The 24979-nt window shown below is 68.1% G+C and carries 24 protein-coding genes; 15 read left to right on the top strand and 9 right to left on the bottom strand.

Annotated elements, in window-relative coordinates; translation table 11 throughout:
• Nucleotides 1-46: 46 nt before the first annotated feature.
• Both G524_RS0104935 and G524_RS15020 read right to left on the bottom strand, forming a co-directional pair.
• Nucleotides 47-739 (bottom strand): Crp/Fnr family transcriptional regulator, encoded by a 693-nt coding sequence (locus G524_RS0104935; protein WP_027442716.1) that lies wholly within the window; start codon nt 737-739, stop codon nt 47-49.
• On the bottom strand, nt 736-1233 hold the full coding sequence (locus G524_RS15020; RefSeq protein WP_051220919.1) for a hypothetical protein: 498 nt from the start codon (nt 1231-1233) through the stop codon (nt 736-738). The genes G524_RS0104935 and G524_RS15020 overlap by 4 nt, the downstream gene beginning before the upstream one ends.
• Nucleotides 1234-1468: 235 nt before the next feature.
• Here G524_RS15020 and rplU point away from each other — a divergent pair, with 235 nt between their 5' ends.
• From rplU to G524_RS0104910, 4 genes are all read left to right on the top strand, one after another.
• Complete coding sequence (gene rplU, locus G524_RS0104925) at nt 1469-1852, top strand: 50S ribosomal protein L21 (RefSeq protein WP_027442715.1); 384 nt, start codon at nt 1469-1471, stop codon at nt 1850-1852.
• Between the two features lie 15 nt (nt 1853-1867).
• A complete protein-coding gene (gene rpmA / locus G524_RS0104920; protein WP_027442714.1) occupies nt 1868-2137 on the top strand; it encodes a 50S ribosomal protein L27 in 270 nt (89 codons plus the stop codon).
• Between the two features lie 219 nt (nt 2138-2356).
• Nucleotides 2357-2890 (top strand): GNAT family N-acetyltransferase, encoded by a 534-nt coding sequence (locus G524_RS0104915; RefSeq protein ID WP_027442713.1) that lies wholly within the window; start codon nt 2357-2359, stop codon nt 2888-2890.
• 47 nt (nt 2891-2937) lie between these two features.
• Nucleotides 2938-3534, top strand: coding sequence for a TetR family transcriptional regulator (locus G524_RS0104910; protein WP_027442712.1), 597 nt, complete (start codon nt 2938-2940; stop codon nt 3532-3534).
• Here G524_RS0104910 and ygfZ read toward each other — a convergent pair.
• Nucleotides 3531-4271, bottom strand: coding sequence for a CAF17-like 4Fe-4S cluster assembly/insertion protein YgfZ (gene ygfZ / locus G524_RS0104905; protein ID WP_027442711.1), 741 nt, complete (start codon nt 4269-4271; stop codon nt 3531-3533). The genes G524_RS0104910 and ygfZ overlap by 4 nt on opposite strands.
• Before the next feature lie 38 nt (nt 4272-4309).
• On the opposite strand from ygfZ, the gene pyrC reads away from it, so the two are divergent.
• Nucleotides 4310-5347, top strand: coding sequence for a dihydroorotase (pyrC, locus tag G524_RS0104900; RefSeq protein ID WP_027442710.1), 1038 nt, complete (start codon nt 4310-4312; stop codon nt 5345-5347).
• On the opposite strand, the gene rarD is transcribed toward pyrC, so the two are convergent.
• The gene (gene rarD / locus G524_RS0104895; RefSeq protein WP_027442709.1) at nt 5344-6261 is read right to left on the bottom strand and encodes an EamA family transporter RarD; all 918 of its coding nucleotides are present in this window, start codon (nt 6259-6261) and stop codon (nt 5344-5346) included. The two genes, pyrC and rarD, sit on opposite strands and share 4 nt — an antisense overlap.
• A 326-nt stretch (nt 6262-6587) precedes the next feature.
• Here rarD and G524_RS0104890 point away from each other — a divergent pair, with 326 nt between their 5' ends.
• Nucleotides 6588-7307: a hypothetical protein gene (locus tag G524_RS0104890; RefSeq protein ID WP_156894016.1), complete on the top strand. Its 720-nt coding sequence runs from the start codon at nt 6588-6590 to the stop codon at nt 7305-7307.
• Nucleotides 7308-7315: 8 nt separating this feature from the next.
• Here G524_RS0104890 and G524_RS0104885 read toward each other — a convergent pair whose 3' ends face one another.
• Nucleotides 7316-8728 (bottom strand): succinylglutamate-semialdehyde dehydrogenase, encoded by a 1413-nt coding sequence (locus tag G524_RS0104885; protein ID WP_027442707.1) that lies wholly within the window; start codon nt 8726-8728, stop codon nt 7316-7318.
• 112 nt (nt 8729-8840) lie between these two features.
• Nucleotides 8841-10268 (bottom strand): protein adenylyltransferase SelO family protein, encoded by a 1428-nt coding sequence (locus G524_RS0104880; protein WP_027442706.1) that lies wholly within the window; start codon nt 10266-10268, stop codon nt 8841-8843.
• A 92-nt stretch (nt 10269-10360) separates the two neighbouring features.
• Between G524_RS0104880 and G524_RS0104875 the strand changes: the two genes are divergently transcribed.
• From G524_RS0104875 to G524_RS15015, 5 genes are all read left to right on the top strand, one after another.
• Nucleotides 10361-11227, top strand: coding sequence for an alpha/beta fold hydrolase (locus tag G524_RS0104875; protein WP_027442705.1), 867 nt, complete (start codon nt 10361-10363; stop codon nt 11225-11227).
• Nucleotides 11224-12363, top strand: coding sequence for a glycosyltransferase family 4 protein (locus tag G524_RS0104870; protein WP_027442704.1), 1140 nt, complete (start codon nt 11224-11226; stop codon nt 12361-12363). The genes G524_RS0104875 and G524_RS0104870 overlap by 4 nt, the downstream gene beginning before the upstream one ends.
• Before the next feature lie 167 nt (nt 12364-12530).
• The gene (locus G524_RS0104865) at nt 12531-13316 is read left to right on the top strand and encodes a tetratricopeptide repeat protein (protein ID WP_027442703.1); all 786 of its coding nucleotides are present in this window, start codon (nt 12531-12533) and stop codon (nt 13314-13316) included.
• A gap of 26 nt (nt 13317-13342) precedes the next feature.
• The gene (locus G524_RS0104860) at nt 13343-14686 is read left to right on the top strand and encodes an outer membrane protein assembly factor BamB family protein (RefSeq protein WP_027442702.1); all 1344 of its coding nucleotides are present in this window, start codon (nt 13343-13345) and stop codon (nt 14684-14686) included.
• A gap of 90 nt (nt 14687-14776) precedes the next feature.
• Entirely contained in the window at nt 14777-16198 is a 1422-nt protein-coding gene (locus tag G524_RS15015; protein ID WP_051220940.1) for a methyltransferase family protein, read from the top strand.
• Between the two features lie 3 nt (nt 16199-16201).
• Here G524_RS15015 and G524_RS0104850 read toward each other — a convergent pair whose 3' ends face one another.
• From G524_RS0104850 to G524_RS0104840, 3 genes are all read right to left on the bottom strand, one after another.
• Entirely contained in the window at nt 16202-16504 is a 303-nt protein-coding gene (locus G524_RS0104850; RefSeq protein WP_027442701.1) for a putative quinol monooxygenase, read from the bottom strand.
• Nucleotides 16505-16518: 14 nt separating this feature from the next.
• Nucleotides 16519-17889: a glutamate--cysteine ligase gene (locus G524_RS0104845; protein ID WP_027442700.1), complete on the bottom strand. Its 1371-nt coding sequence runs from the start codon at nt 17887-17889 to the stop codon at nt 16519-16521.
• Between the two features lie 123 nt (nt 17890-18012).
• The gene (locus G524_RS0104840; RefSeq protein ID WP_027442699.1) at nt 18013-18756 is read right to left on the bottom strand and encodes a 16S rRNA (uracil(1498)-N(3))-methyltransferase; all 744 of its coding nucleotides are present in this window, start codon (nt 18754-18756) and stop codon (nt 18013-18015) included.
• Between the two features lie 39 nt (nt 18757-18795).
• Between G524_RS0104840 and ubiA the strand changes: the two genes are divergently transcribed.
• From ubiA to G524_RS0104820, 4 genes are all read left to right on the top strand, one after another.
• Nucleotides 18796-19704, top strand: coding sequence for a 4-hydroxybenzoate octaprenyltransferase (gene ubiA / locus G524_RS0104835; protein WP_027442698.1), 909 nt, complete (start codon nt 18796-18798; stop codon nt 19702-19704).
• Between the two features lie 6 nt (nt 19705-19710).
• Complete coding sequence (locus tag G524_RS0104830) at nt 19711-20370, top strand: SOS response-associated peptidase (RefSeq protein ID WP_027442697.1); 660 nt, start codon at nt 19711-19713, stop codon at nt 20368-20370.
• 95 nt (nt 20371-20465) lie between these two features.
• A complete protein-coding gene (locus tag G524_RS0104825; RefSeq protein WP_027442696.1) occupies nt 20466-21353 on the top strand; it encodes an ABC transporter ATP-binding protein in 888 nt (295 codons plus the stop codon).
• A 15-nt stretch (nt 21354-21368) separates the two neighbouring features.
• Entirely contained in the window at nt 21369-24962 is a 3594-nt protein-coding gene (locus G524_RS0104820; protein WP_027442695.1) for an ABC transporter permease/M1 family aminopeptidase, read from the top strand.
• The last annotated feature ends 17 nt before the right edge of the window (nt 24963-24979 follow it).

Genomic DNA, 24979 nt, shown 5'->3' with positions numbered 1-24979 from the left:
AGCGTCCCTCTCCCATGGCGCTGCCCCATCCCGATTTGGGTGAACCCTAGCCGCGTCCGGAAAGCTCCACCAGCAGGCCAGGATCGGTGAGCGCGATGCCGCGCTTGCCCTCGCGCCGGATCGCGCCCATTTCCTCAAGTTCGCCGAGCTTGCGGCTCACCGTCTCGATGGTCAGCCCCAGCATGTTGGCGATCTCGCCGCGGGTGAGCGGCAGCTCGAAACGCCTGGCAAGGTGGCACGAGCTTTCGCTCGCCGCCGCGGCAAAATCATGCAGCAGCGCGGCGAGGCGCGCCTCGGCGCTGGCATGGCCGGTGAGTTCGAGCAGGTTGCGGCTGGCCAGCAGGTCTGCCTGGCTGCGGCGCAGCAGCGCCCGGGCGAGCGCCGGATAATCCTCGATCGCCCGCTCGATATCGACCTTGGCAAAGGTGCAAAGGCGGCTTTCGGTCAGCGCCACCACGTCGTGATGGGCAAAGGGGCTGAACAATTCGCCGATGAAGCCCGAAGGGTGAACGAGCGCGAGGATCTGCTCGTTGCCCTCGACATCGACCGAGGAGACCTTGAGCGCGCCGCTCAGCAGCGTGGCGCAGGCGGCATCCTCATCGCCAGCGGCAAACAGCATCTCGCCGCGCTTCAAGACGCGGGTGCGCCCGGCTGCGGCCAGCGCCTCGCGCTCCTCGGGGGTAAGCACCGCGCAGGCGGCGGTTTCCTTGACCGGACAGGTGCTGCACGCAAGATTCACGATCCCATCGCCTCCCACAGCTGCGCGAGCACGGCATCCTCGCGCATCAGCAAGGCGGCAACCTCGGCCTGGGCTGCTTCCAGCGCCGGGTCGCGGGCGAGGCGGGTGGCCGCATCGGCTGCAAGCGCATCGATCTCGGCAAGGACGGCGGCGGTATCGCTGCGGCGCGAGGAAACTTCGCCCAGCGCCACCAGCGCCCGGGCGCGTGCCGGGCTTTCGATGGCAAGGCCGCGCGCGGCCTCGGCAAGCGGGGCGGCGGTGCCTTGCGCGGCAAGAAAGGCGGCATGGGCCGCCTCCGCCCGGCGGGTAAGCGTATCGATCATCGCCGGATCGATCCCGGAGCGAATCGGCGGCGGGGCAGGTGCTGCGGCTTCGGGCGGCGAGACCTCGAACGGGCGCAGCGCCAAGGAGGGATAGCGTCCCTCGCTCGCCGAACAGGCCGAAAGCGCGGCGGCAAGGCCGATGAGGCCGGGCAGGTGGCGAAGGTGGTGCATGACAATCCCGAAGCAGCGTTACCATGCCGCGCGCGCTTGGCAAAGGTGCCTCAGCGGCGCCCTTGCGGCGATTTTTGGCCGCTTCAGGTTGGCTCGCCGGTTGACTTGCACAAGCCTTTCACCTAGGGGCGCTCATCCTTCACGGGGTCACCGCGCGTGGCCCCCGATTGCCGTTCGGTTGGGGGAACATTGGTTCCACAGGCCGGGCACCGCACCAGTTTGAGAGTATGAAGCCATGTTCGCGATAGTGCGCACTGGCGGCAAGCAGTATCGGGTTGCCGCTGGAGACAAGATTGCCGTTGAGAAGCTGGCGGGTGAAGCCGGTGACACGATCACGCTGGGCGATGTCTTGCTCGCAGGCGAAGGTGACACCCTGGCCGATCCCAAGGCGGTGACGGTCTCGGCAGAGATCATCGCCCAGGCCAAGGGCGAGAAGGTGATCGTGTTCAAGAAGCGGCGCCGCCACAATTATCGCCGCAAGAACGGCCACCGCCAGCAGCTCACGCTGCTGCGCATCACCGCCGTGGGCGCCGCCGCGGCAGAAAAGCCGGCCAAGAAGGCCGCCGCCAAGAAGACCAAGAGCGCAGCGCCGGCCGAAGCCGACGCCAGCGCCGCATAAGGAGGCTCGCGCACCATGGCACACAAGAAGGCAGGTGGTTCCTCGCGCAACGGGCGCGATTCGGCCGGTCGGCGCCTCGGCGTCAAGAAGTTCGGCGGTCAGGAAGTGATCGGCGGCAACATCATCATTCGCCAGCGCGGCACCAAGGTCTATCCGGGCGTGAATGTCGGGATGGGCAAGGATCACACCCTCTATGCGCTTACCGCCGGGGTGGTGCGATTCCACGCGGCCAAGCTCGGCCGCAAATATGTGTCGGTCGATGCCGTGGCGCAGGCTGCCGAATAGAACGGATGATTCGCTGAAGGGATCGTCCGTCAGGGACGGTCCCGGGAGGTGCAAGACCTCCCATTGAGGGAGACAGGGCCGTCCCTTGCTGCAAGGGGGGCTCGTCTCCCTTTTGACGTTCTCCCTCGAGCTTCAGGTCTGCCGAATCACAAAGTTTCGCGGCCTTAAAATTGTCATGCGTCCGTTCTATCGGCGACGCGGGGCGAGGAGGAGGATGGCGTGTTTCACCGCACCAACAGATTGCTGCTCCGACCGATCTGGGGCGAGGATGCCCCGGCGCTTCACCGGGCAATTGCCGATGAAGGCGTGGTGCGCAATCTTGCCCGCGCACCCTGGCCCTACGACGAAGCCGATGCCCGCGCCTTTGCCGCCCGGCCTGTTGATCCGCTCTTTCCGCGCCTGCTCGTCACACTCGCGCGCGATGCGCAGGTGATCGGCTGCATCGGCCTGGAGCCGGCAGAGGTTGGCGCCGAACTCGGCTACTGGATCGCCCGGCCGCATTGGGGGCAGGGCTATGCCAGCGAGGCAGGGAAAGCCATGCTCGCGATCGCCGCAATGCTCGGCCACACCATTCTGGGTGCCTGGCACTTCCTCGACAATCCGGCCTCGGGCAAGGTCCTGAGGAAGCTCGGCTTCGAGCCGAGCGGGCGGATCGAGGAGCGTTTTTCCTGCGCCCGCAAGGGCAAGGCGCCCGCGGCGCAATATCGCCGCAGCCTCGCCGCGCAAGCGGGGGTGCACCAGCGCGCGGCCTGATCGGGCGGCTCTTGTCCGCCCCGGCAAAAGCCATTACCGGCTTTTGCATGGCAGTCCGCAAGCGATTGAGCCCGGAGGAATCGCGCAGCCACGCGCTGGCGGCGGCGCGCGCGCTCCTGATCGAGGCTGGCCCACAAGCGGTGACGCTCAAAGCGGTCGCGGCGCGGATCGGGCGAACCCATGCCAACCTTTTGCACCATTTCGGATCGGCCTCGGGGCTGCAGAAGGCCCTGGCCGAGCATCTTGCCCGGGCGGTGTGCGAGACCATCCGCGAAGCCGTGCACGCCAGCCGCGCCGGGCTTGGTTCGGCGCGCGAGGTGGTCGATCTTGCCTTCGATGCCTTCGACCGCGAAGGGGCGGGGGCGCTGACCAGCTGGATGCTGCTGACCGGCAACGAGGATGCGCTCGATCCGATCATCGGCACGATCCACGATCTGGTGGATGAGCTGGCTGCGGGCGAGGCCGAGGCTCCGGGCTGCGAACAGCGCATCCACCGCGACACCCTGATGCTGGTTTTGATGGCACTGGGCGATGCGTTGATCGGCTCGGCGCTGGCCAAGTCGCTTGGCCTGCCGCGTGATGCCGCGCGCGAGCGGGCCACAGCGCTGCTTGAAGCGAGCCTTGCCGCGCGTGAGGCGGCCTAGGCGGGTGGCGATCCTGCCCGGATGAGAGCGGCGCGCTGCCAGGCTGGCAGGCTGGCCGGATCGAGCGTTTCGACCTTGAGGTGATCGATGGCGAGGCCCAGTTCCGGCCAGGCAGCCTTGCGCCGCGTCGGATCGGAGGCGGCGAGCGGCACCACCACCAGTCGGCGGTTCACCTTCTGCCGCCAGTTCATCCGCGCGGTGTTCTCCTGCCCGACATAGCAGCCCTTGGTGAAGCTCACCCCGTTCAGCTCGGCGGCATTGGTTTCGAGCCACAGGATATCGCCCATTTCGGCCCGGCCCTCTGGCACGCCGTGGGCAAGGCGATGGGCGTGCCAGGCCGCATCGGCGCTTGCCCCGCTGGGCGGTCCCAGCCAGCGCCAGCCAAGCGCAGCGAGGCGCGGATCGGGCACGGCGCCGGGATGCGGCTCGGGTGACCAATGCACCCCCAGGCGTTCCTCGCGGGTGATGGCAAGCCGGCGGCGCAGGCGATAGACCATCAAGCGCTTTATCAGCGCCTCGGCCTCGGCCGCCTCGCAATCGAGGAGGATATCCGCTCCGTCCGCCCAGACGAGAAAATCGAACAGGTGCTTGCCCTGTGGGGTGAGCAGGCCAGCATAGCAGGGCAGCGGGCCCTTGACGTCATTGGTGACAAGCCCCTGCAGAAAACCGGCGGCATCCTCGCCCGGATCGAGCGGGGCAATGCGCACAAGCGCGCGCTGGGCAAGATGGCTGGCCATGGGTGACAGATAGGGCGCGGCGCGGCTAAGGGGAAGGGATGACCGATCGCTTCACCATCCGCCGCCCCGATGACTGGCACCTGCACTTTCGCGATGGTGAGATCATGCGCGACGTGGTGCCCTATACCGCGCGCCAATTTGCCCGGGCGATCGTCATGCCCAATCTCACCCCGCCGGTGACGACCATGGCGCTGGCCGAGGCCTACCGCGCGCGCATCCGCGCCGCGGTGCCGAATGGTGTGCGCTTCGAGCCGCTGATGACCTGCTATCTTACTGATGACACCGATCCCGATGATCTTGTCCGCGGCGCGGCGGCGGGGGTGTTCACCGCGGCCAAGCTCTATCCTGCCCATGCCACCACCAATTCGGCTGCGGGCGTGACCAATGTCGAGAAGATCCATCCGGTGCTCGAGCGGATGGAGGCCGAGGACATCGTGCTGTGCATTCACGGCGAGGTGACCGATCATTCGGTCGATGTGTTCGACCGGGAAAAGGTGTTCATCGAGAGGCACCTGCGCGCCATTGTTGCGGCTTTTCCGAAGCTGCGGATCGTGTTCGAGCACATCACCACCGCCGATGCGGTCGATTTCGTGCTTGGCGCCGGGCCACAGGTGGCTGCCACCATCACCCCGCAGCACCTCCACATCAACCGCAATGCCATGCTGGTGGGCGGGATCCAGCCGCACAATTACTGCCTGCCGGTGGCCAAGCGCGAGGAGCACCGCCTGGCACTGCGTAAGGCGGCGACCAGCGGCAATCCCAAGTTCTTCCTCGGCACCGACAGCGCCCCGCATCTGCGCAAGGCCAAGGAAGCGGCCTGCGGCTGTGCCGGCATCTTCGGCGCGCCCTTTGCGCTTGAAAGCTATGTCACCGTGTTTGACGAGGAGGGCGCTCTCGAGCGGTTCGAGGGCTTTGCTGCGCTCCATGGCCCGGCCTTCTACCGCCTGCCGGTCAATGAGGAAACGATCACGCTCGTGCGGGGGGAGACCGATGTGCCTGAGGTTCTGACCGTGGCCGGGGAGGAAATCGTCCCCTGGCACGCCGGGCAGCGGCTCGGCTGGCGCCTTGTCGGCTAGGCCCGGCGGCGGCGCCACAGATCGGCCACGAAGATCGCCACCGCCAGCCAGATCAGCATGAAACTTGCCAGCTTGGCTGGGGCCAGCGGCTGGCGGAAGACCGTGAGGCCAAGGATGAAGACGATGGTGGGGGCCAGATACTGGATGAAACCGAGCGTCGAATAGTCCATCCGCCGCGCCGCGATCGCGAACAGCAGCAGCGGCACCGCGGTGGCGACGCCGGAGAAGATGATCAGGATGCTCATCCACCAGTCATGGCCGAAGGCCGAACCTGTGGGGCTCAGCGCATACCAGCCCACCACCGCCGCCGCCGGAATGGCAAGCAGCGTACTCTCGATCGTCAGGCCAGCAAGAGCGCCCACTGCCACCTGTTTGCGCACCAGCCCATAAAGCGCGAAGGTGAGGCTTAAGCTCAGGCTGATCCACAGGCTCGTCGCCGCCCCGGCGGCAAGCAGCGCCACGGCAGCCGCGGCGATCGCCACCGCCAGCCACTGCCAGCGCGACAGCTGCTCGCCCAGCAGCAGGGTGCCAAGCAGCACGTTGAGAAGCGGATTGAGGTAATAGCCGATGCTGGTGGCATAGACCTCGCCCGCCATGATCGCCCAGATATAGACGAACCAGTTGATCCCGATCAGCGCGGCGCTGGCCATCAGCGCCAGCAGGCTGCGCGGGCGGGCGAGCGCGGCGCGAAGCTCGGGCAGCTGGCGGCGCAGGGCGAGGATCGCGAGGCACAGCGGCAACGTCCAGATGATCCGCCAGCCGACGAACTCGACCGGGGGAACGCTGCGCACCAGCAGCAGGTAAAGCGGCAGGAAGCCCCACATGATGTAGGCGCCAAGCGCCGGGAGCAGGCCCGAGGTACGCTCGGGGCTGTGGGGAGCAGTGGCAGCGGCGGCGGCGGGGGAAGCGCTCATTCGCAGCGCCGTTAGGGACGGGCGCAGAGCAGCGCAAGCGCTGCGGCGCGCACCCCTGCGGCTGAACCGGCGCTGTCACCTCTCAGTGGCCGTTGTTCATCTTGGAGTTCCTATAGATGAATGGACAGAGCGAATCACCCGCCGGGCCAAGGGTAATGGCGAAAGGTTCAAAGGCTTGCGGCCATGCCCACCACATGGCTGCCGGCGCGCTGGCTGCGGTCGGCGTGAGGGGCGCCCCCGGGTCGATTGCGGCCCGGGGGCGTCTTGCCATGCCCCAAGCCCCGAACAGGGGGCAGTCTTAACCATATTGTGCCACTTCCCTGCTCGTGGCCCGAATCCTTGCCCTTGCTTTGCTGTGCCTGCTGCTGGCGGCCTGCGCTCCGCGCGAGCGCGCCGGGGCGGGTGAGGAGGCGGCGCTGGCGCGCGATCCAGTGGTTGCCCGGGCGCTCCACGATCCATTGATGAGCGATCCCGATCTTGCCAGCCGCAACGAGGCCAATGCCATCCTCGGCCAGGCTGACAGCAGCGCCTTGCCGCTGTTCAAGGCCACACGCGAGGCGGCGCGCGCGGCGCGCGAGGCGGCGCGGATCGCACTGCTTGAAGGCGGCCCGATCCCGGCCCTGCCGCCGCCTGCCGAGGCCGCCTTTGCGCGCGCGCCGGGGCCGCAGGCGGATGCGGGCGCCTTGCTCGCTGCGCTTGGAGCGCCGGCGGCCTGCGCTCGGCGCCTCGGCGAGGATTTTCTGCTCGCTGCCGATCTTCCCCCCGCCGCTGCCCTGCCGCCGCAGGCGATGGTGCTTCAGGCTGCCGGGGCCGATCAGACCCCCTGCCGCATCCGCATCATCCGCTATGCCACCCCGGCGGCGGGCGAGGACGTGCTCCATTATCACTACGTCCGCGCCCGTCGCGCCGGGCTGGCAGCCACCCGTTACAGCGCTCCCGCCGCGCTCATTGCCGCGCAAGGCAAGGCAGGCGCGCGGCTGCTGGTGCTGGCCCGCCCGGCAGCCCATGGCATGACCGCGGTCGAGCTTCTCTATCGCGCGCCCTGATACGGGTCTCAGGAGCGCACCCCGAGGCCAAGGCTGGCGCGCGGCTGATCCAGCTCGGTGCTGGCGACCGGATAGGCGCAGGCATCGGCGGCATAACCTGCCCCGGGGCGATGGTTGCCCGACAGGCCGATCCCCCCCAGCGGCGCCTTGGGCGACACCGCGGTGGTGGGGCTGTTCCAGTTGATCACCCCGGCGCGGACATTGGCCCAGAAGCGCCCGTAATCCTCGGCCGAGCCGCCGATCAGCGCGGCGCAAAGGCCAAAGCGGGTGTTGTTGGCCTCGGTGATCGCGGCGTCGAGATCGGGCACCCGGATGACCTGCAGCACCGGTCCGAAAAGCTCGAGATCGGGCCGCTCGGGGATATCGGTGACATCGATGATGCCCGGGGTGATGAAGGGCAGATCGGGCATTGAGCGGCGCATGTGCAAGAGCGGGCGCCCGCCCGCGGTGAGGAGCGCAAGGAAGCTCTCCGCCAGCCGGTCGGCGGTGTCATTGTCGATCACCGGGCCCATGAAGGGCTGCGGCTCGCCCACCGGATCGCCCAGCATCAGCTTGCGGGTGAGCGGCACGAGGTGCTCCATCAGCCCGTCATGCGCGCCCGGGGTGACAATCAGGCGCCGCGCTGCGGTGCAGCGCTGCCCGGCACAGGCAAAGGCGCTCTGCACCACCAGCGCGGCCGCATCTGCCAGCTTGGGGGTCTCCACCACCACCAGCGGGTTGTTGCCTCCCATCTCGAGCGCGACCAGCTTTCCGGGATTGGCGGCAAGCTTGCGGTTGATCGCAAGGCCCACCTGCACCGATCCGGTGAACAGCACCCCATCGACGCCGGGATGGGCGACCAGCGCCTTGCCTTCCTCCGGCCCGCCGATCACTGCCTGGATCACCGCTTCGGGCACCCCGGCGCGGTGGAAGCAGGCGACCAGCGCTTCGCCCACCGCGGGTGCCTTTTCCGAGGGCTTGAACAGCACCGCATTGCCCGCGATCAGCGCGGGCACGATATGGCCGCAAGGCGCCTGCGCCGGAGCGGAGAAGGGGCCGATCACCGCCATCACCCCGTGCGGCTTGTGCCGCACCGCGGCGCTGGCGCCCACGCCTGCATCGAACTTCTTCTTGCCGGTGCGCTCGGCATAGGCCTGGACGGCGATATCGACCTGGCCCGCCACGGCATCGACTTCACCGCGCGCTTCCCACAGGGGCTTGCCCACCTCGCGCCCGATCAGCTCGGCCAGCGCCTCGCCCTCGCGGCGCAGCTCGTTGGCAAAGCTGCGCAAGGTCTCGATCCGGGTGCCGAGCGGCAGTGCTGCCCAGGCTGCCCAGGCACCGCGCGCGGCCGAGATCGCCGCCTCGACATCGCTGTGCGCGCCGCGCCACAGCTCCTCGCCGCTGGCCGGTTCAAAGGATATGAGAAGCTGCTCGCTCACCTTGCCCATGCCCCTTTGATGATGCGGCCCGCACCCCGTTGCCGGCCCGCGATTGCTGCCAGCGCTATCGCGGAAAGCCGCCAAAAGATAGGGTAAGGCAGGCTAAAGGATATCACTTGTGCGCCTGTGCGGCAGCATGGCCCGCCGGGGCTGGCGCGGGACCATGGGCCTCGCCCATGCGGCGCAGCGCGGCAAGCTTGGCATAAAGCGGCTCCCAGTCATCTGCCGCATCGATCGCGGCCCAGATCGCCTCGACCTCCTCGATCAACAGGCTCTGCGGGGCGGGCTCGGCCCAATAGGGATGCGCGCCTGGCAGCGGCTCATAGGCGGCGAGCGCTTCGGCCAGCGCGCCCCTGGCCCCGCGCCCGCCGCGATGGGCGAAGAAGAAGGCATCGGGCTGCCAGCCGCCCGCGCGCATGTCCCGCTCGCACAGGGAGACAAGCCGCGCATCCTCCTCGAGCCCGCGCGGCGCCACCCCCAGCCGCCAGCACCAGCGCCGCGCCACGTGCTCCATGTAGAGCGGCCCGAAACGCTCGAGCGCTGCCACCAGCGGGGCGCTGTCGGCCAGCAGCCGCAGCGCCACGGCCAATTGCCCGCAATTCCAGTGGATCGCCTCGGGCTGGCGACCAAAGGCATAGAGCCCGGCATGATCGAAATAGGCCGCGGTAAAGCCCGGATCCCAGCGCGGCAGCCAGCGCCACGGGCCATAGTCGAAACTCTCGCCGGTGATGTTCATGTTGTCGGTGTTGAGCACCCCGTGGACGAAGCCGGCGACCATGTAGCTGGCGGCAAGATCAGCAAGGCGCTCGACCACCTGGTGCAGCAATTGCACCGCCGGTTGCTCGCGCCCCGGGGCATCGTCGGGCGGGGGCGGGCCAGGGAACTGCGCGAGACAGTAGGCAACCAGCGCCGCCATGCGCGCTTCATCCCCGATCGCCAAGAGGCGCTGGAAGGTGCCGATGCGGATATGCGAATGCGACAGGCGCACCAGCACCGCCGAGCGGGTGGGCGAAGGCTCGTCATTGCGCCAGAGTTCCTCGCCGGTCTCGATCACGCTCAGCGTCTTGGAGGTGTTGACGCCGAGCGCCTCGAGCATTTCGGTGGCGAGGATCTCACGCACCGCGCCCTTGAGCGTGAGGCGCCCGTCTCCCGAGCGGCTGTAGGGGGTGGTGCCCGATCCCTTGGTGCCCAGATCGAGCAAGCGCCCATCGCCGGCGCGCAGCTGCGCAAACAGGAAGCCGCGCCCGTCGCCGATCTCGGGGTTGTAAACCCGGAACTGATGTCCGTGATAGCGCAGCGCCAGCGGCTGCGGCAGATTGCCGGGCAGGGGCGTGAAGCGGGCGAAATGCGAAATCCAGGCCTCATCGTCGAGGTGATCGAGCCCGATGCTCGCCGCTGCCCGGTCATTGCGCCAGCGCAGCCGCGCCGTCGGAAAATCGGCCGCAGCAACCGCATCGCCGATCCAGCCAGCCAGTGGCAGGATCGCCGGATCGGGGCGGTAGGTGGCGGGCCAATCAGGCAGTTGCGCAGGCGCGTTCATCCCGCGATAGTGCGACCAAGCGTCGGGGTGCGCAAGCCATGCGGCTGTGCCATGCTCCCGGCAAGGATCGATCGAGGGGACAATTGCCGTTCATGGCTGCACTTTACGAAGATCGCTTCTGGACCAGCAGCGATGGCCTCAACCTGCACTATCGCAACTATCCGGGGCCTGAAGGCAGCAGCGCCCTGCCGGTGCTGTGCCTGCATGGCCTGACCCGCAATGCCCGTGATTTTGCTGCGCTGGCCGAGGATCTGAGCGCCAAGCGCCGGGTGATCGTGCCCGAAATGCGCGGGCGCGGGCAGAGCGACTATGCCCGTGATCCCGAAACCTACACCCCAGCCACGTATGTCGCGGATGTGGAAAAGCTGCTGGCCGAGCAAGCGATCACCCGCTTCATCGCCATTGGGACCTCGATGGGCGGGCTGATGATCATGCTGATGGCCCAGGCGCAGCCCGGGCGCATGGCCGCAGTGGTGCTGAACGACATCGGCCCGGAGATCGCGCCGGAGGGGTTGCAGCGCATTGCCGGCTATGTCGGGCATGGGCGCAGCTTTCCCACCTGGGTGCACGCCGCCAGGGCGCTGGCCGAAACCCACGGCGCGGCCTTTCCCGATTACACGCTCGACCAGTGGCTCGAGCTGGCCAAGCGCACCATGGTGGTTACCCAGAACGGACGGATCAGCTTCGATTACGACATGGCGATTGCCGAGCCTTTCGCCCGGCCCGGCAATGCCGCGCCGCCCAATCTGTGGCTCGCCTTCGAGGCCCTGGTGGGCGTGCCGATGCTGCTGGTGCGCGGGGAATTGTCCGATCTCCTGAGCGCGGAGACGGTCAAGCGCATGGCAGCGCGCAACCCAAAGATGCGGACCATCACCGTGCCGCGGGTGGGCCACGCTCCGACGCTCGACGAGCCCGAGGTGCGCGCCGCGATCCACGCCCTGCTGGACGAGGTCGCGTGAACCCACCCGCCCGCGGGCGCCTTCGCGTCCTTCATTGCCATTCGACCTTCGATGCCGGGGGCAAGGAGGTGCGCTGCGTGCGGCTGATGAATGCGCTGGGCGAGGGCCTTGCGCACAGCGTGATTTCCGCCGAGCCTGGGGCACTGGGGGCGCGCGCCCTGATCGATCCCGGGGTGGCGGCAAGCTTCCCCGAGGATTTCCCCCCGCTCAAGGGCCGGCCCAGCCCGGCGCGGCTGTGGGCCCTGGCCCGAGCGATGCGCGGGCATGACCTCATCCTCACCTACAATTGGGGAGCGATGGACGTGGTGATGGCCCATCGCCTGTTTGCACGCGCGCTTGGGCTTGCACCGCTCATCCACCACGAAGATGGTTTCAACGAGGACGAGGCGGCGGGCCTCAAACCGCAGCGCAATCTCTACCGCCGCGTGGGCCTGGGCACGGCGGCGCGGCTGATCGTGCCCTCGCACGGGCTTGAGCGCATCGCGCTTGGTGCCTGGCGCCAGCCGCGCGGGCGGGTGCTGCGGATTGCCAACGGGATCGACACCGCTGCCTTTGCCGCTCCGCCCGATCCGGCCGCGCTGCCGCTCGCCAAGGCGCCGGGCACGCACTGGGTTGGCACGCTCGCCGGCCTGCGCGCGGTCAAGAACCTGCCGCTCCTCGTCAAGGCCTGTGCCGCCTTGTCCCCCGAATGGCACCTCGTCATCTGCGGCGAGGGGCCGGAGGAAGCGGCGATCCGGGCTGCGGCGGCGGCCCATGGGCTGATGGACAGGGTGCATCTCCCGGGGCGGGTTGATCCCGCGCGGGTGGTGGGCCTGTTCGACATCTTCGCGCTGTCCTCGCGCTCGGAACAGTTTCCGCTTGCGCTGGCCGAGGCGATGGCCGCGGGCCTACCGGTGGCCGCGCCCGATGTCGGCGATGTGCGGGCCATGCTCTCCGAGCCCAACCGCGCGCTGGTGGTGCCGCCGGGCGATGGCGCCGCGCTGGGGGCCGCGCTCGCGCGGCTGGCGGGCGATCCTGCGCTGCGCGCTGCGCTGGGCGCAGCCAACCGCGCCCATGCCCGGACGCATTATGATTTTGCTGCGATGCTCGCGGCCTATCGCGCCGCTTATGGCGCGGCAATCGGGCGGGCGATCTGAGCGGCGCGGCGCTTCATCCCCGGTTCAATCGTGCTGCACGAAGCGGTGGGCCGCCGGGCACGGGGCTCAGCCTGCCATTGCGCGCAAGGCAGCACCTGCCTAAAGAGCGCGCTCACCGGCCCGCCTGATCGGCGGGCCGACCCACGGCAAGGATCACAGGCCCATCCATGGCACGCATTCCCACCTCTCGTCCTCCTGTCCCGACCGCCTCGGCCGAGGACGAGGTGCTGATCCGCGAGATCGACGAGGCGGTGCGCGAGGATGCGCTGCTCACCTTCCTGCGCGAACATGGGTGGAAGCTGCTCGGCGGGATCGTCGCGCTGATCGCGGCTCTGGGGGCCTACATGCTGTGGCACAACTGGCGCGAGGGCCAGCTCGAGGCCCAGTCCGAGACGCTGATCTCCGCGCTTGACTATGCCGAGCAGCGCGATTTTGCCACATCGAACCAGAAGATCGCGCCCCTGCTGAGTGGCGAGGCCTCACCCGGGGCGCGCGCGGCGGCTCGCTTCATCGAGGCAAGCAACGCCATCGAGGAGCGCGATCCGGCCCGCGCTCGGGTGCTTTACAAGGCGATTGCCAGCGATCCGGAAACGCCGCCGGCGCTGCGCGATCTGGCGCTGCTGCGCGAGGTCACGCTCGGGTTTGACAGCATGAAGCCCACCGAGGTGATCGCCCGCCTCGCGCCCTTGGCCAAACCCGGCCAGGCGCTGTTTGGCAGCGCGGCGGAGCTGGTGGCGATGGCCCACCTTGAAAATGGCAATCGCGCCGAGGCGGGCAAGCTGTTTGCCGCGATCGCCAAGGATGAGAGCCTCTCTGAAACCCTGCGCTCACGCGCGCGGCAGATGGCCGGGCTGCTTGGCGTTGACGCGGTCGAGGATGTGGGCAAGCTGCTCAAGGAGGAAGGCGCCGAGACCAACGGGGGGAGCGCGGCCGCGGCAGATGCGGCCGGATAGGTGACGGGATTGGACGGACGGGTATGATGACAAGCAAATTTGTGCGCGCCGCGCTGCTGGCGGGCCTGATGGCCGCCGGGCTGACGGGGTGCAAGGGCGGGCTGTTTGGCGGTGGGGACGACAAGACCACCCCCACGATCGGCAACCGCGTGCCGATCCTCTCGCGGATCGAGCGCGGCACCGAGGTCGATCCGGCGCTGGCTGCGGTCTCGGTGGTGCTGCCGCCGCCGCGCATCAATGCCGAATGGGCGCAAGCAGGCGGCACCGCCAGCAAGAGCTATGGTCACCTTGCGCTGGCGCAGAACCCTTCGAAAGTGTGGACCGCAAAGGTGGCCGGTTCGACGAATCGGATGCGGCTTGCCGCGGCTCCGGTGGTGGGCGGCGGCAAGCTCTATGCCGAGGGCACCGATGGCGCCATCGTCGCCTTCGACAAGAACACCGGGGCGCGGATCTGGAGCCGGGTCGAGGACGATCTTACCAAGGACCAGTCCCCTTCGGCTTTCGGCGGCGGGGTCAGCTATGATGCGGGCCGGGTCTATGCCACCAACGGCGTTGGCGAGGTCAAGGCATTGAATGCCGAGACAGGCGAGGTGATCTGGAAGGTCAAGCCCGCCGGCCCGCTACGCGGATCGCCTACCATCGCCTTTGGCCAGCTGTTCGTGATGACGCAGGACAACCAGCTGCTGGCGCTCAATCTTTCCAACGGCGCGCTGGTGTGGAACGAAAGCGGCTCGACCACCGCTTCGGGGGTGTTCGGGGTGGCCGCGCCCGCCGCCGGGCAGGGCACCATCGTCGCCGGCTATTCGAGCGGCGAGCTGACCGCCTACCGCTACGAAAACGGCCGCGTGCTGTGGTCGGACGCGCTGGCGCGCACCAATATCTCGACCACGGTGGGCTCCGTCACCGATATTGATGCCGATCCGATCATCGATTCGGGCCGGGTCTATGCGCTCGGCCAGGGTGGGCGCATGGCCGCCTATGAGCTGGTTACCGGCCAGCGCATCTGGGAGCTCAACCTTGCCGGCATCTCCACCCCGGCGATTGCGGGGGAATGGATCTTCACGCTCACCGATGATGCGCGCCTGCTCGCCATTGCCCGTTCCTCGGGCCGGGTGCGCTGGATCGCCCAGCTCCAGCGCTACAAGGACGAGGAGGACAAGAAGGGCCCGATCTTCTGGACCGGCCCGGTGCTCGCCGGGGGGCAGCTGTGGGTGGCCAGCTCGCGCGGCGAGGTGTGGCGGGTGAGCGCGGGGGAAGGCTCGGCGCAGTTCTTCGCCGATCTCGGCGCGCCGGTGAGCCTGGCTCCGATCGTGGCTGACGGGATGCTCTACATCCTCGACGACAGCGGCACCATCCACGCCTGGCGCTAGGCGCGCGCGAACCGGGCGCTTGGGGTGCGCGCCGCGCCGCGGCCGCCATGGCCAAGGCGTTAACCCTTTTGCGCTATGGGCCTTGGCATCATGGCCCCGCTTGTCCCGCCCACAACCTCAGCGCGCCCGGCGCCGCCGGCCAGCGATGTCTCGACCGGTGTCGGCCTTGCCGGGCTTGCCGGGCTGATCGGCTGGATCGCCTTCTGCCGCAGCTATCCCGACATCGCCGGGGCCTTGGCGCTGGAGGGTGCGCTGGGGCCAGAGCGCGGGGTGCTCTCCGGGCCCTATGCCGCGCTTGCCGCGCTGCTCTTTGCCGCCCTGCCGATGGCGCTCTGGTCGGTGCTGGTGGACAAGGTGCACCTGCGGCCCTCGACCGGGATCGACTGGCGCCGCCCCCGCCCCTTGGCCGAAGTGCTGCCGATCGCGGTGGTCAAGCTGTGCGGGCTGTGGGCCACATGGGCGATCCTCGCTGCCTTCTATGGCCTTGCGCGCTGGTATTGGGAAGGCTCCTACCTGTTCGCGATGCAGGTGCTCACCTTTGCCGTGGTGCCGCTGGTGGCGCTTTCGGTGCCCTATGTCATCTGGCTTGACCGCTACCTCGTCGAGCCGCGCGATGGCACCTGGCATTTCGGCGCGGCGCTGCTCGGCGGCGGGGCGATCGGGCGCGGCACCTGGGACGGCGCAGCGATCGCCCGGCACTGGCGCGCCTGGGCGATCAAGGGCTTCTTCGGCGCCTTCATGATCTCGATCCTGCCGGCAGGCTTTGCCCAGGTGGTGGAGGCCGATCTTTCCAGACTTGCCAGCGACCCGGTTGGCCTTGTCGGCCTGTTGGTGACGCTGCTGTTCGTGATCGATGTCGAGATCGGCACGGTGGGCTACCTCCTCACCTTGCGCCCGCTCGATTCGCACATCCGCTCGGGCAATCCGCTGCTTGCCGGGTGGCTCGCGGCGCTGCTGTGCTATCCGCCCTTCGTCTGGGGGATCATCGGCCCCGACCGGCAGATCCTGAGCTACGAGATCGCCGCCCCGGGCTGGGCGCACTGGTTTGCCGGTAATCCCGCGCTGCTGTGGGCCTGGGGGGCGCTGCTCGTGTTTCTCACCGCGATCTATGCCTGGGCCACGGTGGTGTTCGGCATCCGCTTTTCCAACCTCACCTATCGCGGGGTGGTGACGAACGGGCCCTACCGCTTCACCCGCCACCCGGCCTATCTCGCCAAGAACCTGTTCTGGTGGGCTTCGGTGCTGCCCTTCCTCGTCACTTCAGGCTCGTTTGCCGATGCCTTGCGCAACAGCGTGTTCCTGCTGGTGGTGAACGCGATCTATTATTGGCGCGCGCGCACCGAGGAGGCCCACCTTTTGGCAGAGGACCCCAAGTATCGCGCCTATCATGCCTGGATGGCCGAGCAGGGCCTCATCACCGCGCCGCTGGTGCGGCTGGGGCGCTGGCTCAGCGGACAGAGGAGCGCCGCCGCGGCAGGGGCGCAGGGCGCGCCGCCTTTCCCGGCGGAATAGGCCTCACATCACCGGCGCGCCCTCATCGGCGTGATATTTGCGCGCCTCGATCACCTCGAAGCCGAGCCCGGCAATCGCCGCGCTGAAGGCGGCCATGTGCGGCGTCGCAAAATGGGCGGCGAGCGCCGCCTCGTCGCGCCACTTCTCGACGATGTGGAGCAAGCTCGGATCAAGGAGGTCCTGCGCGAAGGCATAGGCGATGCAGCCTTCCTCGGCGTTGGACGCTGCCACCATCGCGGCAATCGCCTTGCGGGCCTCGTCAAGCGCGGCAGCGCTCACCTTGGCCTTGGCCAGAACGATCAGCATGTCCCTCTCCCCCCTTAGAATGATTGCTCGTAAACCCGGGTGATGTCGCCGTTCCATTCGCCATGATAGGCATCGAGCAGGCGCTCGGCCGGCACCTTGCCGCTGGCGACAATCTCGTCGAGCGTTTCGAGATAGCCGGTCTCGTTGTCTCCGGCTGCGTTGAGGCGCGCGCGCGCCTTCAGTCCCGCATGGGCGATCTTGAGCACCTCGCGCCCCAAGTCCTGCAAGGTGCCGCCGCTCGGTGATTTCGTGGCGAGTGCCAGTCGCGGCACTTCGTTCCGCAGGCGTTCGCGCTCTTCCATCGACCAGTGCTTGACGAGGTCCCACGCCGCATCGAGCGCGCTCTGGTCATAGAGGAGGCCGACCCAGAAGGCGGGCAGGGCACAAATGCGGCTCCATGGCCCGCCATCGGCGCCGCGCATTTCGAGAAAGCTCTTGAGCCGCACCTCGGGAAAGGCGGTGGAAAGGTGGTCCCACCAGTCGCTCTGGCGCGGGCGCTCACCGGGCAGGACCGAGAGCCTGCCCTCGAGGAAATCACGGAAGGATAGCCCGGCGGCATCGATATATTTGCCGTCGCGGAAGACGAAATACATCGGCACGTCGAGCATGTATTGCGCCCAGCGCTCGTAGCCGAAGCCTTCCTCGAAGACGAAGGGCAGCATCCCGGTGCGCGCCGGATCGGTGTCCGACCAGATGTGCGAACGATAGGAAAGAAAGCCGTTGGGCCTCCCTTCCGTGAAGGGCGAATTGGCGAACAGCGCGGTCGCCAGCGGCTGGAGCGCAAGGCCCACCCGGAACTTCTTCACCATGTCAGCCTCGGACGCATAGTCGAGGTTGACCTGGATGGTGCAGGTGCGCAGCATCATGTCGAGCCCGAGCTTGCCCACCCGCGGCATGTGCCGCATCATGATGGCATAGCGGCCCTTGGGCATGATCGGCAGGTCTTCGCGGCGCTTGTCGGGCCACATGCCTAGGCCAAGATAGCCGACCCCGCATTTCTCGCCCACCTGCTTCACCTGGGCGAGGTGACGCCCGGTTTCGGCACAGGTCTCGTGCAGGTTCTCGAGCGGCGCGCCGGACAGTTCGAGCTGGCCGGCAGGTTCAAGGCTGATCGCCCCATCCGCGCCCTTGAGGGCGATAACATTGCCGCCTTCCTCGATCGGCGTCCAGCCAAAGGCCTCGAGTCCCTTGAGCAGATCGCGGATGCCGCAAGGCTCGTCATAGGACGGCGCGCGAAAATCGGCGCGCTTGTAAACCAGCTTCTCGTGCTCCGTGCCGATCCGCCAGCGCTCGGGCGGCTTTTCCCCGCGGATCATCGGCGCGAGCAGCTGCTCGAAGCTCTCGATCACCGGATCGTCGGCAGTGGTGGATTCGCGTGTGCTCATGCGGCTTGGCCCTCTCCGTGGCCGGTTGCCTTAGGAAACCGATCTGCCGCTGGGAAGGCCAATTCGCACTGGCGCGGAACAGGCCGCAAGGTGTGGCCCACGGGGGCGGCAGTGCCCCTGCGCTCACCAATCCCCGGCGCTGCCCATCCACAGTGCCAGCGCGGCGATTGCGGCGGTCTCTGCGCGCAGGATGCGCGGGCCGAGGCTCACGGGCCGCGCCGCGGCAAGAGCGCGGATGCGCGCGCGCTCGGTCTCGTCAAACCCGCCTTCCGGCCCGGTGAGGATTGCCGCCGGCCCGCGCGCGGCGGCAAAGGCTTCGGCTGCGGGCGCGCCCCCGGCTTCGTCGGCGAAAAACAGGATGCGATCACCGGGCCAGTTGCCGATTAGCGATTCGAGCCGTGCCGGTTCGGCAAGGTCGGGAAGGGCGGTGCGGGCGCATTGCTCGGCCGCCTCGATGGTGATCGTCCGGGCGCGTTCGAGGTTGAGCTTGTCGGCAACGCAGCGCCGGGTGATCACCGGCTGGATTCGCGCCGCGCCCAGTTCGGTTGCCTTTTCCAGCACGAGATCGAAGCGGTCCTTGCGGATCAGCGCCGGGCACAGCCACAGATCCGGCACCGCCTCGCGTGCGCGCAGCTGCTCGGCCACCTCGAGCACCACCACGCGCTTGCCCACTTCGGCGACGCGCGCGGCCCATTCGCCGGTGGCATCATCGCACAGGATCACCGTATCGCCGGGCGCCACCCGCATCACCCGGGCGAGGTAATGGGCCTGGTTGCCCTCGATCTGCCGCTGCGCGCCCGGGCCAAGCACGGGGGGCACGAACAGGCGCGGGGCGCTTTTGGGGGGCCATGCGGGGGTTGCGGGCATGGCTTGGCCCTAGGCCCACGGCGGGCTAGGAAGCAAGCGATGAACACAGGGATCGTCCCCGACACCGAACACCGCGGCCTGGTGGCGCGCCTGCCGCAAGGCCTGCGCGACCTTGCCCTGCTTGCCCGGTTCGACCGGCCGATCGGCTGGTGGCTGCTGTTCTGGCCCTGCGGCTTTGCCGTGTGGCTGGCAGGCGCAGGGCCGCAATGGGGCCTTGTGGCCTGGCTGCTGCTTGGCGCCATTGCCATGCGCGGGGCGGGCTGCGTCTATAATGACATCATCGATGCCGATCTCGATGCGCAGGTGGCGCGCACCGCGGCGCGCCCGGTGGCCAGCGGCAGGGTGTCACAGCGGCTCGCCTGGGGCTGGCTCGCGGCGCTGTGCCTCATCGGCCTCGTGGTGCTTGTGCAGCTGCGCTGGCAGGCGCAGGTGGTGGCGCTGGCAAGCCTGGTGCTGGTGGCCGCCTATCCCTTCATGAAGCGTATCACCTGGTGGCCGCAGGCCTGGCTTGGCCTCGTGTTCTCCTGGGGGGCGCTGGTCGGCTGGGTGGAGCTGCGCGCCGACAATTGGGATGTGCTCGCCGCGCTCTATGCCGGGTGCGTGGCCTGGGTGATCGGCTATGACACGATCTATGCCCTGCAGGATCGCGAGGATGATGCGCTCGTGGGTATCCGTTCCTCGGCGCTCGCCTTGGGGCCGCGGGTGCGCGCCGGGATTGCCGCCTTCTATGCCGCGGCGGTGGGCCTGTGGGCGCTGGCCTTCTGGCTCTACCGTGCCGATCCCCTCGCGCTGGCGGCGCTGCTCCCCGTCGCCGGGCACCTGGCCTGGCAGGTGGCGAGTCTCGATCCGGTCGATCCCGCCAATCCGCTCGTTCGGTTCCGCGCCAACCGCTGGGCCGGGGCGCTGATGGCGGCGGCCTGCTTTGTCGTCGGCAATGCCGGGGCCTGAGCGGCGGTGTGCAACCTCTACCGCATGACCAAGAACGCGGGCGAGGTTGCCGCCTGGTTCGATGCGCGCGAGGCGGCAGGCGGCGCCAATTTTGCCGCCGAAGTCTATCCCGGCTATTCCGGCCTCGTGGTGGCCGAGGCGCGCGTGCGCGCGATGGTCTGGGGCTTTCCGCTGGTGCTCACCGGCAAGCAGGGCCAGAAGCTCAAGCCCAAGCCTGTCAACAATGCGCGCGCCGACAAGCTTTCCACCTTCTTCTGGCGCCAGGCCTTTGCGCAGCGGCGCTGCCTCATCCCGCTCACCGCCTGGGCCGAGGCCGAGGGTCCCAAAGGGCGAATGACGCGCACCTGGCTTACCCTTCCCGATGCGCCGCTGTTCGCCGCGGCCGGGGTGTGGCGACCCTCGGCCGAATGGGGCGATTGCTATGCCATGGTGATGACCGACAGCGCCGGAAGCGATGCCGCCACCGTCCATGAGCGCATGCCCGTGTTGCTTGCACCCGGTGATCAGGCCATCTGGCTTGGCGGCAGCGCCGCGGAGGCCCTGGCGCTGTGCCGCCCCTGGCGCGGGCCGATCACCATCAGCCGCAGCGATGAGCCCTGGGTGCGCCGCAGCCCGCCGCCCACCAATGGGCCATCCGGATCGACCAACCGCCCGCCTGCTCGATAAAGCCGCGGGGCCGCTCCACCAATGCAGCTTTCCATTGCGCGCCGCGGCGCTAGGATGGAGCACAAGGCTGGTTGTGGCCGCCATGGGGGATCATCATGCTCGAACTTCAAGGCGTCAGCCACACCTATCCCAACGGCACCCGTGCGCTCGACAACGTGACGCTGTCGATCCCCAAGGGCATGTTCGGGCTGCTCGGCCCCAATGGCGCGGGCAAATCGACGCTTATGCGCACCATCGCCACGCTTCAGGCACCCACGCAGGGGAGCATCCGCTTTGGCGAGATCGACGTGCTCTTGCAGCCCGATCTCCTGCGCCGCACGCTTGGCTACCTTCCGCAGGATTTTGGCGTATATCCGCGCATTTCGGCCTATCGGATGCTCGATCACATGGCTCTGCTCAAGGGCATTACCGCCCGGGGGGAGCGGCGGGCGGTGGTCGAGACCCTGCTCGCCCAGACCAATCTGTGGGCGGTGCGCAACAAGGCGATCGCGGGCTTCTCGGGCGGGATGCGCCAGCGTTTCGGCATTGCCCAGGCGCTGATCGGCGATCCGCAGCTGATCATCGTCGACGAGCCGACCGCCGGGCTCGATCCGGAAGAACGCAACCGCTTTCTCAACCTGCTCGCCGGGATCGGCGAGAACGTGGTGGTGATCCTTTCCACCCACATCGTCGAGGACGTGGCCGACCTGTGCCCGCGCATGGCGGTGCTTGCCGGCGGCAAGGTGCGGCTCGAGGGCGCACCGCGTGAACTGATTTCGGCGACTGCGGGAAGGGTGTGGCAGCGCACCATCCCGCACCACCAGCTCCCCGACATCCAGGCTGCGCACGAGGTCATCTCGCACCGCTTCTTTGCCGGGCAGGTCATCGTGCACGTGCTTGCCGATCAGCAGCCCCAAGGCTTCGAGCCCGTCACCGGCACGCTCGAGGATGTCTATTTCGCGACGCTGGCCGAAACCCGCCGCGCTGCGGCGCTGGCCTCCTGAGGGGGAGGCCGCGCCATGCTCGCCGCTCGTCTTGCTGCCTTTGAAGTGCGCTATCAGCTTGCCAACCCGGTGTTCTGGGTTGCGCTTGCGATCTTCTTCCTGCTCGGCTTCGGCCTTGCCGCCAGCGACAATGTCAGCGTCGGTACGCCTGGCGCGGTGCACGAGAATGCCCCTTTTGCCATCACCTTCGCGCTCGGGGTGATGGCGACCTTCTACCTCTTCGTCATCACCGCCTTTGTCGCCAATGCGGTGGTGCGCGATGATACCACCGGCTTTGGCCCGATGATCCGCGCCACCCCGGTGGGGCGCACCAGCTTTCTTGCCGGGCGCTTCCTCGGCGGCCTTGCCATCGCGCTGATCGGCTATCTTGCCGTGCCGCTGGGGATCGCGGTGGGGGCGGCGATGCCCTGGGTCGATCCGGAAACCGTGGGGCCGGCGGGCCTTGGCACCTATGCCTGGCCGTTCCTGGTGATCGCGGTGCCCAACATCATCCTCTCCTCAGCGCTGCTGTTCAGCCTTGCAACGCTGACCCGCTCGATGCTGGCGAGCTATCTCGGTGTGCTGGTGCTGGTGATGGGTTATCTGGTGATCGGCGCGGTGCTGGGGGCCGATCCCTCCTATCAGGATGAGGTGGCGCGCTTCGAGCCGCTCGGCGTGGGCGCGCTGGGCGAGGCGACGCGCTACTGGACCGCGGCGGAAATGAACACCCGCGCCATCCCGCTTGAAGGCAACCTCTTGTTCAACCGGCTGTTTGCGCTCGGGCTTTCAGCGCTGTTCCTGGGGCTGGCCTGGTGGCGCTTCAGCATGACCGAGCGCGCGCCCTCGCGCTGGCGCCAGCGGCGACTGGCGCGTGAGGCGGCCCGCAGCGAGGACGCGGCGACCGCCGCGCCGCAGCGCCTTGCCGCCCCGGCCACCCGGCGCTTTGATGCCGGCCAGCGCCTCGGCGCCTTCCTCGCGCGGCTGCGCACCGAGGTGCTGCTGGTGCTGCGCAGCCCGGGCCTTGCGGTGCTGCTGCTGCTCGGCCTCGGCTTCGTCGCGCTCAACCTTGCGCTGGCCGAAACGCTCTACGGCACCCCGTCCTATCCGCTCACCGCGCAGGTGATCGAGACCGTGCTGTCCAACATGTTCCTCATCAGCCTGATCGTTGCCGTGTTCTATGGCGGGGAACTGGTCTGGCGCGAGCGTGAGGTGAAGATCGGCGAGCTGATCGATGCCGCCCCGGTGCCGGCCTGGGTGATGTTCGTGCCCAAGATCTTGGCGATCCTGGTGGTGCTGCTTGGCCTCTCGCTCGCCGGGATGCTCGCGGGCATCGCCTATCAGCTGATCAAGGGGGCGCCGGCGATCGGGCTTGATCTTTACCTTGGCGCCTATGTTCTGCCGCAGACGATCGACCTCTTGCTGGTGGCGGTGCTGGCGGTGTTCTTCCAGGTGCTCAGCCCCAACAAGTATGTCGGCTGGGGGCTGTTTCTCGCGTGGTTCCTCGCGCGCATCTTCATGGTGAACCTCGGCTACACCAACATCCTCTATAATTACGGCGGCACCCCGGCCGAACCGCTCAGCGACATGAACGGCACCGGCGGCTTCTGGATCGGCGGGCTGATCGCGCGCGCCTATTGGGCCTGTTTTGGCGTGGTGCTGCTGGTGCTGGCGCATTGGCTGTGGCCGCGCGGCACGCAGACCTCAGTGTTGCCGCGGATGCGCGCGATGGCGCGGCGCATCACCCTGCCATCGGCCGGCATCGGCGCGGCGGCGCTCGCAGGAATGGTGGGCACGGGCCTGGCGATCCACCACAACATCAAGGTGCTCAATATCTACGAGACGGCCGACGAGGCCGAGGCGCGGTTGGCGGAGATGGAGCGCAAGTATCTGCGCTATGAAACCCTGCCGCGCCCGGTGGTCACCGATGTCGCCTTTGACGTGGCGATCTATCCCGAAGATCGGCGCATGACGACGTCGGGCCATTATGAGCTCGTCAACAACAGCGGCGTGCCGATCCGCGAGCTGGTGCTGCGCCAGGAGCAAGAGACCGCCTATCCCCGGCTCGCGATCGCCGGCGCCCGGATGGTGCAGCACGATCCGCGCCACGGCATCCGCATCTACCGCTTTGCCGAGCCGCTCACCCCCGGGGCGCGCACCCGGCTCGATTTCACCTCCGAGGTGTGGCGGCGCGGCTTTGCCAACCGCGAGGCGGCCACCGATATCGTTGCCAACGGCACCTTCGTGAACAACGCCACCTTTGCGCCCGTGATCGGCATGAGCCGCTTCGGCCTGCTCACCGACCGCACCCAGCGCCGCCGCCAGGGCCTGCCCGACGAGCTGCGCATGGCAAGGCTCGAGGACAGCGCCGCGCAGCAGCGCAATTATATCGGGGCGGATTGGGTGAATGCGCGCATCACCATCTCCACCGCCGCCGATCAGGTGCCGGTGGCACCGGGCGACAAGGTCTCGGACGTCATCAAGGACGGGCGGCGCATCGCCGTGTTCCAGAGCCCGGCGCCGATCCTCAATTTCTTCTCGGTGCAATCGGCGCGCTATGCGGAGGCCAGGGACCGGGCCGGCAAGGTTGCCCTCTCGGTCTATCACGATCCGCGCCATGTCTGGAACGTGCCGGGGATGCTCAAGGCGATGAAGGCCAGCCTTGCCTATTACGAGCGCCATTTCGGGCCCTACCAGTTCGGCTATGCCCGGATCATCGAGTTTCCCGGCTACGAGAGCTTTGCCCAGGCCTTTGCCGGCACCATGCCCTATTCGGAAAGCATCGGCTTTGCCGCCGACGTGCGCGATCCGGAGACGATCGACTATGTCTCCTATGTCACCGCGCATGAGCTGGCGCACCAATATTGGGCGCACCAGGTGATCGGCGCGGACATGCAGGGGGCAACGCTGCTGTCGGAAACGCTCGCGCAATATTCGGCGCTGATGGTGATGAAGCAGCTCTATGGCGAGGACAAGATCCGCCGCTTCCTCAAGTTCGAGCTCGATCGCTACCTTGACGGGCGCAAGGGCGACGTGTTGGGCGAGCAGCCGCTTGCCCGGGTCGAGAACCAGCAGCACCTGCATTACCGCAAGGGCAGCCTGGTGATGTATCTGCTCCAGCACCGGCTTGGCGAGGAGGCGGTCAACCGCGCGCTCGCGCGGCTGGTCGCGCGCTACAAGTTCAAGCCCGCGCCCTATCCGCGCAGCCTCGATCTCATCGCCGAGCTGCGCAAGGAAGCGAAGACGCCCGAGGATCAGGCGCTGATCACCGACCTGTTCGAGAAGATCACCATCTATGATCTCAAGGCGCGCGAGGCGGTGAGCAGGCGGGGTGCCGATGGCCGGTGGCGCACCCGCATCACCATCGAGGCGGGCAAGTTTTACGCCGACAGCAAGGGGGTGGAGCGGCCCGCACAGCTGGCCGAGCCGATCGAGATCGGGGTGTTCGTCGAGCGGCCCGGTGCGGGCGCCTTCGACCAGGCTGATGTTCTGGCGATGGAGCGCCGCACCTTGCGCAGCGGGCGGCAGGTGGTGGAGGTGGTGACGGCAAGAAAGCCCGCCTTTGCCGGGGTTGATCCCTACAATTTCATCATCGACCGCGATTCGGACGACAATCTCGTGCCGGTGACCTAGGGACCGGCGCGGGGCGT

This window comes from Erythrobacter cryptus DSM 12079 (assembly GCF_000422985.1).
In the GTDB taxonomy this organism is placed as follows: domain Bacteria; phylum Pseudomonadota; class Alphaproteobacteria; order Sphingomonadales; family Sphingomonadaceae; genus Erythrobacter; species Erythrobacter cryptus.
Note: the sequence above shows the minus strand (reverse complement) of the source record. Positions and strands in the feature narration are given on the sequence as shown.

Excerpts from the sequence above, each read along its gene's own strand:
- G524_RS15020 (WP_051220919.1), bottom strand. The coding sequence starts at position 1,233 with ATGCACCACCTTCGCCACCTGCCCGGCCTCATCGGCCTTGCCGCCGCG.
- rplU (WP_027442715.1), top strand. The coding sequence starts at position 1,469 with ATGTTCGCGATAGTGCGCACTGGCGGCAAGCAGTATCGGGTTGCCGCT.
- rpmA (WP_027442714.1), top strand. The coding sequence starts at position 1,868 with ATGGCACACAAGAAGGCAGGTGGTTCCTCGCGCAACGGGCGCGATTCG.
- G524_RS0104910 (WP_027442712.1), top strand. The coding sequence starts at position 2,938 with ATGGCAGTCCGCAAGCGATTGAGCCCGGAGGAATCGCGCAGCCACGCG.
- ygfZ (WP_027442711.1), bottom strand. The coding sequence starts at position 4,271 with ATGGCCAGCCATCTTGCCCAGCGCGCGCTTGTGCGCATTGCCCCGCTC.
- pyrC (WP_027442710.1), top strand. The coding sequence starts at position 4,310 with ATGACCGATCGCTTCACCATCCGCCGCCCCGATGACTGGCACCTGCAC.
- rarD (WP_027442709.1), bottom strand. The coding sequence starts at position 6,261 with ATGAGCGCTTCCCCCGCCGCCGCCGCTGCCACTGCTCCCCACAGCCCC.
- G524_RS0104880 (WP_027442706.1), bottom strand. The coding sequence starts at position 10,268 with ATGAACGCGCCTGCGCAACTGCCTGATTGGCCCGCCACCTACCGCCCC.
- G524_RS0104875 (WP_027442705.1), top strand. The coding sequence starts at position 10,361 with ATGGCTGCACTTTACGAAGATCGCTTCTGGACCAGCAGCGATGGCCTC.
- G524_RS0104865 (WP_027442703.1), top strand. The coding sequence starts at position 12,531 with ATGGCACGCATTCCCACCTCTCGTCCTCCTGTCCCGACCGCCTCGGCC.
- G524_RS0104860 (WP_027442702.1), top strand. The coding sequence starts at position 13,343 with ATGACAAGCAAATTTGTGCGCGCCGCGCTGCTGGCGGGCCTGATGGCC.
- G524_RS15015 (WP_051220940.1), top strand. The coding sequence starts at position 14,777 with ATGGCCCCGCTTGTCCCGCCCACAACCTCAGCGCGCCCGGCGCCGCCG.
- G524_RS0104850 (WP_027442701.1), bottom strand. The coding sequence starts at position 16,504 with ATGCTGATCGTTCTGGCCAAGGCCAAGGTGAGCGCTGCCGCGCTTGAC.
- G524_RS0104845 (WP_027442700.1), bottom strand. The coding sequence starts at position 17,889 with ATGAGCACACGCGAATCCACCACTGCCGACGATCCGGTGATCGAGAGC.
- G524_RS0104840 (WP_027442699.1), bottom strand. The coding sequence starts at position 18,756 with ATGCCCGCAACCCCCGCATGGCCCCCCAAAAGCGCCCCGCGCCTGTTC.
- ubiA (WP_027442698.1), top strand. The coding sequence starts at position 18,796 with ATGAACACAGGGATCGTCCCCGACACCGAACACCGCGGCCTGGTGGCG.
- G524_RS0104825 (WP_027442696.1), top strand. The coding sequence starts at position 20,466 with ATGCTCGAACTTCAAGGCGTCAGCCACACCTATCCCAACGGCACCCGT.
- G524_RS0104820 (WP_027442695.1), top strand. The coding sequence starts at position 21,369 with ATGCTCGCCGCTCGTCTTGCTGCCTTTGAAGTGCGCTATCAGCTTGCC.